Consider the following 16,213-nt stretch of genomic DNA (forward strand, 5'->3'; position numbering starts at 1 on the left):
CGATGTCGAAACTCGGCAACCTCGGCGCCCGACTGCACCGTGGCGAGGTCAGCTACGACTTCATCGGTCACCGCAAGCTCTGGTACGGCATCTCGATCCTGATCACCATCACGGCCATCGTCGGCCTGGCGGTGCGCGGCCTGAACATGGGCATCGACTTCCAGGGCGGCGCCGTCTTCACCACGGCGAAGGGCACCTCGGTCTCCGTCTCCGAGGCGGAGCACGCCGCCGAGGAGGCGGCCGGTCATGAGGCGGTCGTGCAGAAGCTCGGCGACGGCTCGCTGCGCATCCAGATCGCCGGCATGGACACCAAGGAGTCCGACAAGGTCAAGAAGGCCCTCGCCGAGGACTTCGAGGTCGACTCCGAGGCCATCGCCGCCGACCTGGTCGGCCCCAGCTGGGGTGACCAGATCGCCGCCAAGGCCTGGCAGGGCCTGGCGATCTTCATGGTCCTGGTCGTGATCTACCTGGCGATCGCGTTCGAGTGGCGCATGGCCATCGCCGCGCTCGTCGCCCTGATCCACGACATCACCATCACGGTCGGCATCTACGCCCTCGTCGGCTTCGAGGTCACCCCGGGCACCGTGATCGGTCTGCTGACCATCCTGGGTTACTCGCTGTACGACACGGTCGTCGTCTTCGACTCCCTCAAGGAGCAGACGAAGGACCTCACGAAGCAGACCCGCTTCACCTACAGCGAGGTCGCCAACCGGTCGATCAACGGCACCCTGGTCCGCTCCATCAACACCACGGTGGTCGCCCTCCTGCCGGTCGCCGGCCTGCTGTTCATCGGCGGCGGCTTCCTCGGCGCGGGCACGCTCAACGACATCTCGCTCTCGCTGTTCGTCGGTCTCGCGGCCGGCGCCTACTCGTCGATCTTCATCGCCACGCCGCTCGTCGCCGACCTCAAGGAGCGCGAGCCGCAGCTGAGGGCCCTGAAGAAGCGGGTTCTGGCCAAGCGCGCCCAGTCCTCCGGCGACGAGGAGTTCACCCGGTCCCACGACGGCGACGCGCACGGCGCCGAGCCGGAGGACGCGGCCGCCGTCGTCGGCCCGCGCGCCCAGCCCGCGTCCCGCAGCCGGGGCCGCGGCCGACCCTCGGGGAAGCGCCGATGACCGACGTGAAGGAACTCCTGCTCAGCCGCATCCGGGACGTGGCCGACTACCCCGAGCCGGGCGTGATGTTCAAGGACATCACCCCGCTGCTCGCGGACCCGGCGGCATTCACCGCGCTCACCGACGCGTTCGCCGAGATCGCCGTGCGCACCGGCGCCACGAAGATCGTCGGCCTGGAGGCCCGGGGCTTCATCCTGGGCGCCCCGGTCGCCGTCCGGGCCGGGATCGGCTTCATACCGGTCCGCAAGGCGGGCAAGCTCCCCGGAGCGACCCTCGCCCAGGCCTACGATCTGGAGTACGGCTCGGCGGAGATCGAGATCCACGCCGAGGACCTCACCGCCGACGACCGTGTCCTGATCGTCGACGACGTCCTCGCCACCGGAGGCACCGCCGAGGCGTCGATCCAGCTCATCCACCGCGCGGGCGCCCAGGTCGCCGGCGTCGCCGTCCTGATGGAGCTCGGCTTCCTCGACGGCCGGCCCCGCCTGGAGCCAGCCTTGGCCGACGCGCCCCTGGAGGCGCTGCTCACCGTCTGAGACAGCGATCTGAGACGGAACGCGACGCGAACGCGATACGAACAGGGGGCGGGCCCGGAGGAATCCGGCGCCCGCCCCTCGTGTTGCACGGGTAGACGGCTCTCACACCGGACTGAAGGCGATCCCGCGGCCCGGCATCGCTACGATGGGTGCTCCGGAGCCTGACCGGGGACCCGGATCGCGCACGAGGAGTCCTCTTGCCAGACGAGGCCCAGCACCTGACCGCCGCCAAGCCCGAGTCCGCCTCGGCGCCCGCGGCCACGCCCGCGTCGCACGCGCACGACGACGCCCGCGGGCCGGTCGAGCACGACCGCTCCGCGCCCGTCGACAAGCCCGCCGGGGAGTCCCGCCCCAAGCCGGCCCCGCCCGAGCGCTCCGAGCCCGCGCCCGTCTCCCGGCAGGCCGCAGCGCAGCCGCCGGCCCGCTCCGGCTCCTCCAACCGCGTCCGCGCCCGCCTCGCCCGGCTCGGCGTCCAGCGCGCCAACCCCTACAACCCGGTCCTGGAACCGCTGCTGCGGATCGTCCGCAGCAACGACCCGAAGATCGAGACGGCCACGCTCCGCCAGATCGAGAAGGCCTACCAGGTCGCCGAGCGCTGGCACCGCGGCCAGAAGCGCAAGAGCGGCGACCCCTACATCACCCACCCCCTCGCGGTGACCACCATCCTCGCCGAACTCGGCATGGATCCGGCCACCCTCATGGCGGGCCTGCTCCACGACACCGTCGAGGACACCGAGTACGGCCTCGACCAGCTGCGCCGCGACTTCGGCGACACCGTCGCCCTCCTCGTCGACGGCGTCACCAAACTGGACAAGGTCAAGTTCGGCGAGGCCGCGCAGGCCGAGACCGTGCGCAAGATGGTCGTCGCCATGGCCAAGGACCCCCGCGTCCTGGTCATCAAGCTCGCCGACCGCCTGCACAACATGCGCACCATGCGCTACCTCAAGCGCGAGAAGCAGGAGAAGAAGGCGCGCGAGACCCTCGAGATCTACGCGCCGCTCGCCCACCGCCTGGGCATGAACACCATCAAGTGGGAACTGGAGGACCTCGCCTTCGCGATCCTCTACCCCAAGATGTACGACGAGATCGTCCGCCTCGTCGCCGAACGCGCCCCCAAGCGCGACGAGTACCTGGCCATAGTGACCGACGAGGTCCAGGCCGACCTGCGCGCCGCCCGCATCAAGGCCACCGTCACCGGCCGCCCCAAGCACTACTACAGCGTCTACCAGAAGATGATCGTCCGCGGCCGTGACTTCGCGGAGATCTACGACCTCGTGGGCATCCGCGTCCTCGTGGACACCGTCCGCGACTGCTACGCGGCCCTCGGCACCGTGCACGCGCGATGGAACCCGGTCCCCGGCCGGTTCAAGGACTACATCGCGATGCCCAAGTTCAACATGTACCAGTCGCTGCACACGACGGTCATCGGCCCCAACGGCAAGCCCGTCGAGCTGCAGATCCGCACCTTCGACATGCACCGCCGCGCCGAATACGGCATCGCCGCGCACTGGAAGTACAAGCAGGAAGCCGTCGCCGGCGCCTCCAAGGTGCGCACCGACGCGCCCAAGTCCTCCGGCAAGGGCAAGGACGACCACCTCAACGACATGGCGTGGCTGCGCCAGTTGCTCGACTGGCAGAAGGAGACGGAGGACCCCGGCGAGTTCCTGGAGTCCCTGCGCTTCGACCTGTCCCGCAACGAGGTCTTCGTCTTCACGCCCAAGGGCGACGTGATAGCGCTCCCGGCCGGGGCCACGCCGGTGGACTTCTCCTACGCGGTGCACACCGAGGTGGGCCACCGCACGATAGGAGCCCGGGTCAACGGGCGTCTGGTGCCGCTGGAGTCGACCCTCGACAACGGCGACCTGGTGGAGGTCTTCACCTCCAAGGCGGCCGGGGCCGGACCGTCCCGGGACTGGCTGAACTTCGTCAAGTCGCCGCGGGCCCGCAACAAGATCCGGGCCTGGTTCTCCAAGGAGCGCCGCGACGAGGCGATCGAGCAGGGCAAGGACGCCATCGTCCGCGCGATGCGCAAGCAGAACCTGCCGATCCAGCGCATCCTCACCGGCGACTCGCTGGTGACGCTCGCGCACGAGATGCGGTACTCGGACATCTCCGCGCTGTACGCGGCGATCGGCGAGGGCCACGTCTCCGCGCAGAACATCGTGCAGAAGCTGGTGCAGGCCCTCGGCGGCGAGGAGGCGGCCACCGAGGAGATCGACGAGGCGGTCCCGCCGTCCCGCACTCGCGGCCGCAAGCGGCGCAGCAACAACGACCCCGGGGTCGTGGTCAAGGGCGTCGACGACGTGTGGGTCAAGCTCGCCCGCTGCTGTACGCCCGTCCCCGGCGACCCGATCATCGGGTTCGTCACGCGCGGTAGTGGCGTATCGGTTCACCGCAGCGACTGCGTCAACGTGGAGTCACTGTCCCGCGAACCCGAGCGCATCCTCGACGTGGAATGGGCGCCGACGCAGTCCTCGGTCTTCCTGGTCGCCATCCAGGTCGAGGCCCTCGACCGCTCCCGGCTCCTGTCGGACGTCACCCGCGTCCTGTCCGACCAGCACGTCAACATCCTCTCCGCGGCCGTCCAGACCTCCCGCGACCGGGTCGCCACCTCCCGCTTCACCTTCGAGATGGGCGACCCCAAGCACCTGGGACACGTCCTGAAGGCCGTACGCGGCGTCGAGGGCGTCTACGACGTCTACCGGGTCACCTCGGCCCGTCGGCCGTCCGAATAAGCCCGCAGAGCACGTGAAGAGGCCCCCGCACCCAAGGTGCGGGGGCCTCTTCACGCGTGCGTGTCAGCCGCCGAACTCCTGCAGACCCTTCAGCGCCTGGTCCAGCAGAGCCTGACGGCCCTCCAGCTCGCGCTCCAGCTTCTCCGCCTTCGCGGTGTTGCCCTGGGCGCGCGCCTGCTCGATCTGGCCCTTCAGCTTGTCGACGGCGGCCTGGAGCTGACCGGTCAGACCCGCGGCACGCGCACGCGCCTCCGGGTTCGTCCGGCGCCACTCGGCCTCCTCGGCCTCCTGGATCGCCCGCTCCACCGCGTGCATCCGGCCCTCGACCTTCGGCCGGGCGTCGCGCGGCACATGGCCGATGGCCTCCCACCGCTCGTTGACCGAACGGAACGCTGCCCGCGCCGACTTCAGATCCGTCACCGGGAGGATCTTCTCGGCCTCGCCGGCCAGCTCCTCCTTCAGCTTCAGGTTCTCCGACTGCTCGGCGTCCCGCTCGGCGAAGACCGAGCTGCGGGCGGCGAAGAAGACGTCCTGGGCGCCGCGGAAGCGGTTCCACAGATCGTCCTCGTGCTCGCGCTGGGCGCGGCCCGCCGCCTTCCACTCCGCCATCAGCTCGCGGTAACGCGCCGCCGTCGGGCCCCAGTCCGTCGAACCGGACAGCGCCTCGGCCTCGGAGACCAGCCGCTCCTTGGTCCGGCGGGCCTCCTCGCGCTGCGCGTCGAGCTGCGCGAAGTGGGCCTTGCGCCGCTTGGAGAACGCCGAGCGGGCGTGCGAGAACCGGTGCCACAGCTCGTCGTCCGACTTGCGGTCGAGCCTCGGCAACCCCTTCCAGGTGTCCACCAGGGCCCGCAGCCGCTCACCGGCCGCCCGCCACTGGTCGGACTGCGCCAGCTGCTCCGCCTCCGTGACCAGGTCCTCCTTGGCCTTGCGGGCCTCGTCGGACTGCTTGGCGCGCTGCTGTTTGCGCTCCTCGCGGCGCGCGTCCACCGTTGCCACCAGCTTGTCCAGCCGTGTCCGCAGCGCGTCCAGGTCGCCGACCGCGTGATGCGCGTCGACCTGCTCGCGAATGTGGTCGATGGCGACCTGGGCGTCCTTCGCCGACAGGTCGGTGGTCTGGACTCGCTTCTCGAGGAGGCCGATCTCGACAACCAGGCCCTCATACTTGCGCTCGAAGTAGGCAAGTGCCTCCTCGGGGGAGCCCGCCTGCCAGGAACCGACGACCTGCTCGCCGTCGGCCGTACGCACGTACACGGTCCCCGTCTCGTCGACGCGGCCCCACGGGTCGCTGCTCACAGCGCCTCCTCCACATGATGCCGACGAGGGGCTTTCGAGCCCCCGGGCATCGTCCACAGTTTCGTCACGGCCAACATAGGCGACCGGCGGGCCGCCTGTCCGCATCCAGCGCCACCGAAATTGCCCGGTCGGCACGCTTGACGTCAGGACTTCGAGACCGTCGCCTTGTCGATCACGACCGTCGCGTTCGGGGCGCCGTCACCGGCTCCCGTGTTCTCACCCGCGGCGGCGATCTTCTTCAGCACCGCCATGCCCGATTCGGACACCGTACCGAACGGTGTGTAGCTGGGCGGCAGCGGACTGTCCTGGTAGACGAGGAAGAACTGGCTGCCGCCCGTGTGGGGCTGCGAGGTGTTCGCCATCGCGACCGTGCCCGCCGGATAGACGTTGTTCTTCAGGCTCGCGTCCTTCAGGTTCTCGTCCGGGATGGTGTAGCCCGGACCGCCGCTGCCGCTGCCCGTCGGGTCGCCGCACTGCAGGACGTAGATCCCGTTGGTGGTCAGCCGGTGGCACTTGGTGTGGTCGAAGTACCCCTTGGAGGCCAGGAAGTCGAAGGAGTTCACGGTGTGCGGGGCCGCCGAGGCCTTCAGCGCGATGTCTATCGCGCCGCAGGTCGTGTCCAGCTTCATCGTGTACTTCGCCGACTTGTCGACGGTGACCGCCGGCTCCTTCTTCCAGGTCTCCTTCTTGACGGAGCCGGCGGCCGGCTTCGCGCACGGGTCCTTGGCCTTGCTGGGCGAGGGGGCGGGGCTGGCCTCGGAGCTGGCCTTCGTCTTGTCGTCGTCCTTGAGGACGCCCGTGGTGTAGAGCGTCAGGCTGCCCACCACGATCACGCCGAGCACGGACGCGATCACCGAGTTGCGCACACGCGCCTTGCGCCGCGCGGCCGTGCGGCGCTGCTGCTGCCGCAAGAACTTCTCCCGGGCGAGCTGCCGCTTGCGCTGTTCCTGGGTGACCACCGGGTTCTCTCCTCATGCGTCTCGTACATCGACGGGTACGCGTGCGTCTTGTGAGCCGTCCGCCTGCGTGTGCCCCGTACCGTATATGGGTTCGCTGAGGAAACGGCAGCGCCGGTAGGCTCTGACGACGGGCGCAGTCGCTCGCAAGCCACCCGTACCGATACAAACGAAGGACGATCGTGCTCATTGCCGGGTTCCCCGCCGGGGCCTGGGGGACGAACTGTTATCTCGTCGCCCCCGCCGCCGGTGAGGAGTGCGTGATCATCGACCCGGGCCATCAGGCGGCCCCCGGAGTCGAGGAAGCGATCAGAAAGCATCGGCTCAAGCCCGTCGCCGTCGTCCTCACCCACGGCCACATCGACCACGTGGCCTCGGTCGTCCCCGTGTGCGGCGCGCACGACGTGCCCGCCTGGATCCACCCCGAGGACCGGTTCATGATGAGCGACCCCGAGAAGGCGCTCGGGCGGTCCATCGGAATGCCGCTGATGGGCGAGCTGACGGTGGGGGAGCCGGACGACGTCCGGGAGCTGTCCGACGGCGCGAAGCTGGAGCTGGCGGGCCTGGAGCTGTCCGTCGCGCACGCGCCGGGCCATACCAAGGGGTCGGTGACCTTCCGGATGCCCGAGACCGCGGACATCCCGTCCGTGTTCTTCTCGGGCGACCTGCTGTTCGCCGGCTCCATCGGACGCACCGACCTGCCCGGCGGCGACATGGCCGAGATGCTCGACTCGCTGGCACGCGTGTGCCTGCCGCTCGACGACTCGACCGTGGTGCTGTCCGGCCACGGCCCCCAGACGACCATCGGCCAGGAGCGCGCCGCCAACCCGTATCTGCGGCAGGTGGCGGCCGACGGCCAGGGAGCACCTCGGGCTCCCCGACGAGGAATGTGACGAGAGACCTTCCGTGAGCACCTTTCAGGCCCCCAAGGGCACGTACGACCTTCTGCCGCCCGACTCCGCCCAGTACCTCGCCGTCCGTGAGGCGATCGCCGCGCCGCTGCGCAACTCCGGATACGGCTACATCGAGACGCCCGGCTTCGAGAACGTGGAACTCTTCGCGCGCGGAGTCGGCGAGTCCACCGACATCGTGACCAAGGAGATGTACGCCTTCGAGACCAAGGGCGGCACCAAGCTCGCCCTGCGCCCCGAGGGCACCGCCTCCGTGCTGCGCGCCGCGCTGGAGGCCAACCTCCACAAGGCCGGCAACCTCCCGGTCAAGCTCTGGTACTCCGGCTCGTACTACCGCTACGAGCGCCCGCAGAAGGGGCGTTACCGCCACTTCTCCCAGGTCGGCGCCGAGGCGATCGGCGCGGAGGACCCCGCCCTCGACGCCGAGCTGATCATCCTGGCCGACCAGGCGTACCGCTCGCTGGGCCTGCGCGACTTCCGCATCCTGCTCAACAGCCTCGGCGACAAGGAGTGCCGGCCGGTGTACCGGGCCGCGCTCCAGGACTTCCTGCGCGGACTGGACCTCGACGAGGACACGCTGCGCCGGGCCGACATCAACCCGCTGCGCGTCCTCGACGACAAGCGTCCGGACGTCCAGAAGCAGCTGACGGACGCCCCGCTGCTGCGTGACTACCTGTGCGACGCGTGCAAGGCCTACCACGAGGAGGTCCGCGAGCTGATCACCGCGGCGGGCGTCTCCTTCGAGGACGACCCCAAGCTGGTCCGCGGCCTGGACTACTACACCCGTACGACCTTCGAGTTCGTCCACGACGGTCTGGGCTCCCAGTCCGCGGTGGGCGGCGGCGGCCGCTACGACGGGCTGTCGGAGATGATCGGCGGTCCCGCGCTGCCGTCCGTGGGCTGGGCGCTCGGCGTCGACCGCACGGTCCTCGCCCTGGAGGCGGAGGGCGTCGAGCTCGAACTCCCCGCGTCCACCAGCGTGTTCGCGGTGCCGCTCGGCGAGGAGGCCCGCCGGGTGCTGTTCGCCAAGGTCACCGAACTGCGCAAGCTCGGTGTCGCGGCCGACTTCTCCTACGGTGCGAAGGGACTCAAGGGGGCGATGAAGAACGCCAACCGGAGCGGGGCGCGCTACGCGATCGTCGCCGGGGAGCGGGATCTCGCCGAGGGTGTCGTGCAGTTGAAGGACATGGAGTCCGGGGAGCAGACGGCGGTCGGCGTGAACGAGATCGTGGCCGAGCTGGAGTCGAGGCTGGGCTGAGGGGACGGGCGCGCGGGGGAGTCCTGGCCCCCGCGCGCCCCTTCCCACGTCAACTCGGCGGGCGCGAATTCATCCCGTCGGACGATCCCTCTTTATGTCCACCGAACGGTGGACTCACGCCCGGGTGCGGCACAATGAGCCCTGTCAGAGGAACGTCCAACTCTCAAGTGACGGAATCGGCGTGATGAGCAAGACGACAGTGAAAGCCGTGGACACCGAACCCGAGCCGGAGCGCGCCGAGGCGACCGCGCCGGGCACGGCCGGCGGCAGCCGCGCGTTCGCCCTGCTGCTGATGATCACCGGCGCGGCCGGTCTGCTCGCCGCGTGGGTCATCACGATCGACAAGTTCAAGCTGCTCGAGGCCAAGGTCGCAGGCGAGACGTTCACGCCGGGTTGCAGCCTGAACCCCGTGGTCTCCTGCGGCAGCGTCATGGAGAGCAAGCAGGCGTCCGTCTTCGGCTTCCCCAACCCGATGCTCGGCCTCGTCGCCTACGGCATCGTCGTCTGCGTCGGCATCAGCCTGCTCGCCCGGGCCCGCTTCCCCCGCTGGTACTGGCTGACCTTCAACGCGGGCACCCTGTTCGGCGTCTCCTTCTGCGCCTGGCTGATGTTCCAGTCGCTGTACCGGATCAACGCGCTGTGCCTGTGGTGCTCACTGGCCTGGGTCGCGACGATCATCATGTTCTGGTACGTGACCTCGTTCAACATCCGCAACGACTTCCTCCCGGCCCCGCGCTGGCTGAAGGGCTTCTTCGGCGAGTTCACCTGGGTCCTGCCGGTACTGCACATCGGCATCATCGGCATGCTGGTCCTCACCCGCTGGTGGGACTTCTGGACCAGCTGACCGTCCCGGAGGGATTGTCAGTGCGGTGTTTTAGGGTTTCAGCGTGGAGCCCGACCTGTTCACCGCCGCAGCAGAAGACCGCCAGGAGAAGGAGCCCGCCGGCAGCCCCCTGGCGGTGCGGATGCGTCCGCGCACCCTCGACGAGGTCGTGGGCCAGCAGCATCTGCTCAAACCCGGCTCACCCCTGCGCCGCCTCGTCGGCGAGGGCGCGGGCGGCCCCGCCGGGCCCTCCTCGGTGATCCTCTGGGGCCCGCCCGGCACCGGCAAGACCACCTTGGCGTACGTCGTCTCCAAGGCCACCGACAAGCGCTTCGTCGAGCTCTCCGCGATCACCGCCGGCGTCAAGGAGGTCCGCGCGGTCATCGACGGCGCCCGCCGCGCCACCGGGGCCTACGGCAAGGAGACCGTCCTCTTCCTCGACGAGATCCACCGCTTCAGCAAGGCCCAGCAGGACTCCCTGCTGCCTGCGGTCGAGAACCGCTGGGTGACGCTGATCGCGGCGACCACCGAGAACCCGTACTTCTCGGTCATCTCCCCGCTGCTCTCCCGCTCGCTGCTGCTCACCCTGGAACCCCTCACCGACGACGACGTGCGCGGTCTGCTGCGGCGCGCCCTCACCGACGAACGCGGTCTCGGGGGCGCCGTCACCCTCCCCGAGGACACCGAGGAGCATCTGTTGCGGATCGCCGGCGGCGACGCCCGGCGCGCCCTCACCGCCCTGGAAGCGGCGGCCGGGGCCGCCCTCGACAAGGGCGAGACAGGGATCGCCCTCGCCACGCTGGAGGAGACGGTCGACCGGGCCGCGGTGAAGTACGACCGCGCCGGCGACCAGCACTACGACGTCGCCAGCGCCCTCATCAAAGCCATCCGCGGCTCCGACGTCGACGCCGCCCTGCACTACCTGGCCCGCATGATCGAGGCCGGCGAGGACCCCCGGTTCATCGCCCGCCGCCTGATGATCTCCGCCAGCGAGGACATCGGCCTCGCCGACCCGAACGCCCTGCCCATCGCGGTCGCCGCCGCCCAGGCCGTCGCCATGATCGGCTTCCCCGAGGCCGCGCTCACCCTCAGCCACGCCACCATCGCGCTCGCCCTGGCCCCCAAGTCGAACTCCGCGACCACCGCGATCGGCGCCGCCCTGGACGACGTGCGCAAGGGCCTGGCCGGTCCGGTGCCGCCGCATCTGCGGGACGGGCACTACAAGGGCGCCGCCAAACTGGGGCACGCCCAGGGCTACGTCTACCCGCACGACCTGCCCGAGGGCATCGCGGCGCAGCAGTACGCGCCGGACGAGATCAAGGACCGCGAGTACTACGCCCCGACTCGGCACGGCTCGGAGGCCCGGTACGCGGACGCCGTGGAGTGGACCAGGAAGCACCTCGGTCGGAAGCGGTCCTGACCACCCTGTAAACTCTCCGGAAGTGCTGTGTCCCGTGCTGTCAGAACGGGACGGCCAGCCGGAACCCCCAGCGGGTTCCAGGAGCGTCGCGCACCGTTCGAATGGTGTCGCGGGCAGCCCACCACCTTCACGGTAGGTGGGCCACTCGCGTGCTGCACGTATGTGCCCAGACCAGGGAGCGGCTGCCCAACGCGTCCACCAGGGCGCGAAGGGTTTCCCCGGCTGCGGATGCGACCTCCCTCAACCCTGACGAGCCGAACACTGAGAAATGAGAGATCGTGGCGAACCAGTCCCGCCCCAAGGTCAAGAAGTCGCGTGCCCTCGGCATCGCGCTGACCCCGAAGGCCGTCAAGTACTTCGAGGCCCGCCCCTACCCGCCGGGCGAGCACGGCCGCGGCCGCAAGCAGAACTCGGACTACAAGGTCCGTCTGCTCGAGAAGCAGCGTCTGCGCGCGCAGTACGACGTGTCCGAGCGCCAGCTCGTCCGCGCCTACGAGCGTGCCTCCAAGGTCCAGGGCAAGACCGGTGAGGCCCTGATCATCGAGCTGGAGCGTCGTCTCGACGCCCTCGTCCTGCGTTCGGGCATCGCCCGCACGATCTACCAGGCCCGCCAGATGGTCGTCCACGGCCACATCGAGGTCAACGGCCAGAAGGTCGACAAGCCCTCGTTCCGCGTCCGTCCCGACGACGTCGTGATGGTCCGCGAGCGCAGCCGCGAGAAGACCCTCTTCTCCATCGCCCGTGAGGGCGGCTTCGCCCCCGAGGGCGAGACCCCGCGCTACCTCCAGGTGAACCTCAAGGCCCTGGCGTTCCGCCTGGACCGCGAGCCGAACCGCAAGGAGATCCCGGTCATCTGCGACGAGCAGCTCGTCGTCGAGTACTACGCCCGCTGATCCCCAGCAGGCCGTAGGACCTCCGCGCCCTGGCCCGTCGTCTCCCTGCCCCTCGGGGCGGGCGAGGCGGCGGGCCTTCGCGCACCCCGGGGCGCGCACACTACGAGGGCCCCCTTATCCAGTACGGAACGGCGGCGTCGGCGCGATAGGCTCGGAACCCTGATCGATGTCGTTGATTGTCGCCGAGAGCGGAAGCAGGTGCGCGGTGTCCGGTGGTGAGGTGGCCGGGATCCTGGTGGCCGTGTTCTGGGCGATTCTGGTCTCCTTCCTCGCGCTCGCGCTGGCGAGGCTGGCCCAGACGCTCAGGGCTACCACCAAACTGGTCGCCGACGTGACCGACCAGGCCGTCCCGCTGCTGGCGGAGGCCTCCTCGGCGGTGCGCTCCGCGCAGACCCAGATCGACCGGGTCGACGCGATCGCCTCCGACGTCCAGGAAGTCACGTCGAACGCCCACGCCCTGTCCACCACGGTCGCCTCCACCTTCGGCGGCCCCTTGGTGAAGGTCGCCGCCTTCGGCTACGGCGTGCGCCGTGCTCTCGGCGGCCGCAAGGACGACGTACCCGCCAAGGAGTCCCGCCGGACCGTGATCGTGGGCCGGACCGTCCCGGCGTCGCGGCGCGGCCGGTGGAACCTCCGTGGAAAGTAGGGACTGAGACCCCGCGATGTTCCGTCGTACGTTCTGGTTCACCTCCGGCGTCGCCGCCGGCGTGTGGGCCACCACCAAGGTCAACCGCAAGCTGAGGCAGCTGACCCCCGAGAGCCTCGCCGCGACCGCGGCGAACAAGGCACTCGAGACGGGAGCGCGCCTCAAGGACCGCGCGGTGGGCTTCGCGCTCGACGTCCGCGACAACATGGCCCAGCGGGAGGCCGAGCTGGAGGAGGCCCTCGGCATCCACGAGGACCCCGAACTCCCCGCGCCCCGGCGGCTCGCCGCCATCGAGCACGACCGCAGTCACCCCAAGCGCGTCGGCGCCCCGACGCCCTCGCAGACGAAGCACTCGTACAACCGGAATGAGGACCACTGATGGAGTCGGCCGAGATTCGCCGCCGCTGGCTGAGCTTCTACGAGGAGCGCGGGCACACCGTCGTGCCTTCGGCGTCGCTCATCGCGGACGACCCGACTCTGCTCCTCGTCCCCGCCGGCATGGTCCCCTTCAAGCCGTACTTCCTCGGCGAGGTCAAGCCGCCGTGGGCGCGCGCCACCAGTGTGCAGAAGTGCGTGCGCACCCCCGACATCGAAGAGGTCGGCAAGACCACCCGGCACGGCACGTTCTTCCAGATGTGCGGCAACTTCTCCTTCGGCGACTACTTCAAGCAGGGCGCCATCGAGTACGCCTGGGAGCTGCTCACCACGCCCCAGGACAAGGGCGGTTACGGGCTCGACCCCGAGCGCCTGTGGATCACCGTCTACAAGGACGACGACGAGGCCGAGCGCATCTGGCACGAGGTCGTCGGCGTGCCCAAGGAGCGCATCCAGCGCCTGGGCATGAAGGACAACTACTGGTCCATGGGCGTCCCCGGTCCCTGCGGCCCCTGTTCCGAGATCAACTACGACCGCGGCCCCGAGTTCGGCGTCGAGGGCGGCCCCGCCGTCAACGACGAGCGGTACGTGGAGATCTGGAACCTCGTCTTCATGCAGTACGAGCGGGGCGAGGGCATCGGCAAGGACAACTTCGAGATCCTCGGAGAGCTGCCGAGCAAGAACATCGACACCGGCCTCGGTCTCGAGCGCCTCGCCATGATTCTGCAGGGCGTGCAGAACATGTACGAGATCGACACCTCGATGGCCGTCATCGCCAAGGCCACCGAGCTGACCGGTGTCCGCTACGGCGACGCCCACGACTCGGACGTCTCCCTGCGTGTGGTCACCGACCACATGCGCACCTCCGTGATGCTCATCGGCGACGGCGTCACCCCCGGCAACGAGGGCCGCGGCTACGTGCTGCGCCGCATCATGCGCCGCGCCATCCGCAACATGCGCCTGCTCGGCGCCACCGGCCCGGTCGTCAAGGACCTGATCGACACCGTGATCGGCATGATGGGCCAGCAGTACCCCGAGCTCATCACCGACCGCGAGCGCATCGAGAAGGTCGCCCTCGCCGAGGAGAACGCCTTCCTCAAGACGCTGAAGGCCGGCACCAACATCCTCGACACGGCCGTCACGGACACCAAGGCCGGCGGCGGCACGGTCCTGCCCGGCGACAAGGCCTTCCTGCTCCACGACACCTGGGGCTTCCCGATCGACCTCACCCTGGAGATGGCCGCCGAGCAGGGCCTCTCCGTGGACGAGGACGGCTTCCGGCGCCTGATGAAGGAGCAGCGGGAGCGCGCCAAGGCCGACGCCCAGGCCAAGAAGACCGGGCATGCCGGCACCGGCGCCTACCGCGAGATCGCCGACCAGGCCGGCGCCACCGACTTCATCGGCTACACCGACACCGAGAGCGAGTCCACCGTCGTCGGCATCCTCGTCGACGGCGTCTCCTCGCCGGCCGCCACCGAGGGCGACGAGGTCGAGATCGTCCTGGACCGCACCCCGTTCTACGCCGAGGGCGGCGGCCAGATCGGCGACACCGGCAAGATCAAGGTGGACTCCGGCGCGGTCATCGAGATCCGCGACTGCCAGAAGCCGGTCCCCGGCGTGTACGTCCACAAGGGGGTCGTGCAGTTCGGTGAGGTGACCGTCGGCGCCAAGGCCCTGGCCTCGATCGACGGCCGCCGCCGTACGGCCATCGCCCGCGCCCACTCGGCCACGCACCTCACCCACCAGGCCCTGCGCGACGCGCTCGGCCCGACGGCCGCCCAGGCCGGTTCGGAGAACCAGCCCGGCCGCTTCCGCTTCGACTTCGGCTCGCCGTCCGCCGTTCCGACGGCCGTGATGACCGACGTCGAGCAGAAGATCAACGAGGTGCTCGCCCGCGACCTGGACGTCCAGGCCGAGGTCATGGGCATCGACGAGGCCAAGAAGCAGGGCGCCATCGCCGAGTTCGGCGAGAAGTACGGCGAGCGGGTCCGTGTCGTCACCATCGGCGACTTCTCCAAGGAGCTGTGCGGCGGCACGCACGTGCACAACACCGCCCAGCTGGGCCTGGTGAAGCTGCTCGGCGAGTCGTCGATCGGCTCGGGCGTGCGCCGTATCGAGGCTCTCGTCGGCGTCGACGCCTACAACTTCCTGGCCCGTGAGCACACCGTCGTGGCCCAGCTCCAGGAGCTGATCAAGGGCCGTCCGGAGGAGCTCCCGGAGAAGGTCTCGGCCATGCTCGGCAAGCTGAAGGACGCCGAGAAGGAGATCGAGAAGTTCCGCGCCGAGAAGGTCCTCCAGGCCGCCGCCGGTCTCGCCGGTTCCGCCAAGGACGTACGTGGCGTCGCTCTGGTGGCCGGACAGGTGCCCGACGGCACGACCGCCGACGACCTGCGCAAGCTGGTCCTGGACGTGCGCGGTCGCATCCAGGGCGGGCGGGCCGCCGTCGTGGCCCTGTTCACCGTCGCGGGCGGCAAGCCGCTCACGGTCATCGCCACCAACGAGGCCGCCCGCGAGCGCGGTCTGAAGGCCGGCGATCTCGTGCGGGCCGCCGCCAAGACGCTCGGCGGAGGCGGTGGCGGCAAGCCGGACGTCGCCCAGGGCGGCGGTCAGAACCCGGCGGCCGTCGTCGACGCCGTCGACGCCGTCGAGCGCCTCGTGGCGGAAACTGCCAAGTGAGCGACGTCACGATGACGAGCGGGGACGGCCGGGGCATGCGCCGCGGCCGTCGCCTCGCGATCGACGTCGGGGACGCCCGGATCGGCGTCGCCTCCTGCGACCCCGACGGGATCCTCGCCACCCCGGTCGAGACGGTCCCCGGCCGGGATGTGCCGGCCGCTCACCGGCGGCTGCGGCAACTGGTCGAGGAGTACGAGCCGATCGAGGTCGTCGTCGGTCTGCCCCGCTCCCTCAAGGGGGGCGAGGGCCCGGCCGCGGTCAAGGTCCGTGCGTTCGCACAGGAGTTGGCGAAGGGGATCGCACCGGTGCCGGTCCGGCTCGTGGACGAGCGGATGACGACCGTGACGGCCAGTCAGGGACTGCGCGCCGCCGGGGTGAAGTCCAAGAAGGGACGCTCCGTCGTCGACCAGGCAGCCGCTGTGATCATCCTCCAACAGGCGCTCGAATCCGAACGGGTGTCAGGTACAGCACCGGGTGAGGGCGTCGAAGTGGTCATCTGATCGCGATACGGTAACGTTCCGCGCGATGCGGCGGTGTTCGAACAGCCGCCGCACAAAGAGAGGCGGAACGGCTGCC

The 16,213-nt window shown here is 69.9% G+C and carries 14 protein-coding genes; 12 read left to right on the forward strand and 2 right to left on the reverse strand.

Translation table 11 applies throughout. From position 1 onward, the window contains the following. Positions 1-2: 2 nt before the first annotated feature. The 3 genes from secF to ACIRS4_RS12350 all read left to right on the forward strand — a co-directional run bounded on the left by secF (position 3) and on the right by ACIRS4_RS12350 (position 4,386). Complete coding sequence (secF, locus tag ACIRS4_RS12340; RefSeq protein ID WP_404193784.1) at positions 3-1,115, forward strand: protein translocase subunit SecF; 1,113 nt, start codon at positions 3-5, stop codon at positions 1,113-1,115. After that, complete coding sequence (locus tag ACIRS4_RS12345; RefSeq protein ID WP_404193786.1) at positions 1,112-1,651, forward strand: adenine phosphoribosyltransferase; 540 nt, start codon at positions 1,112-1,114, stop codon at positions 1,649-1,651. The genes secF and ACIRS4_RS12345 overlap by 4 nt, the downstream gene beginning before the upstream one ends. Before the next feature lie 197 nt (positions 1,652-1,848). Further along, entirely contained in the window at positions 1,849-4,386 is a 2,538-nt protein-coding gene (locus tag ACIRS4_RS12350) for a RelA/SpoT family protein (RefSeq protein ID WP_404193789.1), read from the forward strand. A gap of 63 nt (positions 4,387-4,449) precedes the next feature. On the opposite strand, the gene ACIRS4_RS12355 is transcribed toward ACIRS4_RS12350, so the two are convergent. Together ACIRS4_RS12355 and ACIRS4_RS12360 are read right to left on the reverse strand one after the other, a co-directional pair. Continuing rightward, positions 4,450-5,679 carry a DUF349 domain-containing protein gene (locus ACIRS4_RS12355; RefSeq protein WP_404193791.1) on the reverse strand — a complete coding sequence of 410 codons (1,230 nt, stop codon included), beginning with the start codon at positions 5,677-5,679 and terminating at the stop codon, positions 4,450-4,452. Positions 5,680-5,822: 143 nt separating this feature from the next. Next, positions 5,823-6,638 (reverse strand): peptidylprolyl isomerase, encoded by an 816-nt coding sequence (locus tag ACIRS4_RS12360; protein WP_404193794.1) that lies wholly within the window; start codon positions 6,636-6,638, stop codon positions 5,823-5,825. A gap of 179 nt (positions 6,639-6,817) precedes the next feature. On the opposite strand from ACIRS4_RS12360, the gene ACIRS4_RS12365 reads away from it, so the two are divergent. The 9 genes from ACIRS4_RS12365 (at position 6,818) to ruvX (ending at position 16,137) form a co-directional block, all read left to right on the forward strand. Then, complete coding sequence (locus ACIRS4_RS12365) at positions 6,818-7,528, forward strand: MBL fold metallo-hydrolase (RefSeq protein ID WP_402157294.1); 711 nt, start codon at positions 6,818-6,820, stop codon at positions 7,526-7,528. A gap of 13 nt (positions 7,529-7,541) precedes the next feature. Then, positions 7,542-8,804 (forward strand): histidine--tRNA ligase, encoded by a 1,263-nt coding sequence (gene hisS / locus ACIRS4_RS12370; protein WP_404193798.1) that lies wholly within the window; start codon positions 7,542-7,544, stop codon positions 8,802-8,804. Positions 8,805-8,988: 184 nt separating this feature from the next. After that, complete coding sequence (locus tag ACIRS4_RS12375) at positions 8,989-9,648, forward strand: vitamin K epoxide reductase family protein (RefSeq protein WP_404193801.1); 660 nt, start codon at positions 8,989-8,991, stop codon at positions 9,646-9,648. Between the two features lie 43 nt (positions 9,649-9,691). Beyond that, positions 9,692-11,047 (forward strand): replication-associated recombination protein A, encoded by a 1,356-nt coding sequence (locus ACIRS4_RS12380; RefSeq protein ID WP_404193804.1) that lies wholly within the window; start codon positions 9,692-9,694, stop codon positions 11,045-11,047. 278 nt (positions 11,048-11,325) lie between these two features. Beyond that, positions 11,326-11,940 (forward strand): 30S ribosomal protein S4, encoded by a 615-nt coding sequence (rpsD, locus tag ACIRS4_RS12385; protein WP_015661793.1) that lies wholly within the window; start codon positions 11,326-11,328, stop codon positions 11,938-11,940. A gap of 205 nt (positions 11,941-12,145) precedes the next feature. Next, the gene (locus tag ACIRS4_RS12390; RefSeq protein WP_130444501.1) at positions 12,146-12,586 is read left to right on the forward strand and encodes a DUF948 domain-containing protein; all 441 of its coding nucleotides are present in this window, start codon (positions 12,146-12,148) and stop codon (positions 12,584-12,586) included. Between the two features lie 16 nt (positions 12,587-12,602). Then, positions 12,603-12,965: a hypothetical protein gene (locus tag ACIRS4_RS12395; RefSeq protein ID WP_404193806.1), complete on the forward strand. Its 363-nt coding sequence runs from the start codon at positions 12,603-12,605 to the stop codon at positions 12,963-12,965. Then, on the forward strand, positions 12,965-15,637 hold the full coding sequence (gene alaS, locus ACIRS4_RS12400; RefSeq protein WP_404193809.1) for an alanine--tRNA ligase: 2,673 nt from the start codon (positions 12,965-12,967) through the stop codon (positions 15,635-15,637). Before ACIRS4_RS12395 ends, alaS begins: the two co-directional genes overlap by 1 nt. A 35-nt stretch (positions 15,638-15,672) precedes the next feature. Further along, the gene (ruvX, locus tag ACIRS4_RS12405; RefSeq protein WP_130444670.1) at positions 15,673-16,137 is read left to right on the forward strand and encodes a Holliday junction resolvase RuvX; all 465 of its coding nucleotides are present in this window, start codon (positions 15,673-15,675) and stop codon (positions 16,135-16,137) included. Positions 16,138-16,213 lie beyond the last annotated feature (76 nt).

It is taken from the genome of Streptomyces sp. NPDC101166 (assembly GCF_044768125.1).
Classification (GTDB): Bacteria; Actinomycetota; Actinomycetes; order Streptomycetales; family Streptomycetaceae; genus Streptomyces.

Coding starts and splice junctions, on each gene's coding strand:
- secF (WP_404193784.1), top strand. CDS start 3: ATGTCGAAACTCGGCAACCTCGGCGCCCGACTGCACCGTGGCGAGGTC.
- ACIRS4_RS12345 (WP_404193786.1), top strand. CDS start 1,112: ATGACCGACGTGAAGGAACTCCTGCTCAGCCGCATCCGGGACGTGGCC.
- ACIRS4_RS12375 (WP_404193801.1), top strand. CDS start 8,989: ATGAGCAAGACGACAGTGAAAGCCGTGGACACCGAACCCGAGCCGGAG.
- ACIRS4_RS12395 (WP_404193806.1), top strand. CDS start 12,603: ATGTTCCGTCGTACGTTCTGGTTCACCTCCGGCGTCGCCGCCGGCGTG.
- alaS (WP_404193809.1), top strand. CDS start 12,965: ATGGAGTCGGCCGAGATTCGCCGCCGCTGGCTGAGCTTCTACGAGGAG.
- ruvX (WP_130444670.1), top strand. CDS start 15,673: ATGCGCCGCGGCCGTCGCCTCGCGATCGACGTCGGGGACGCCCGGATC.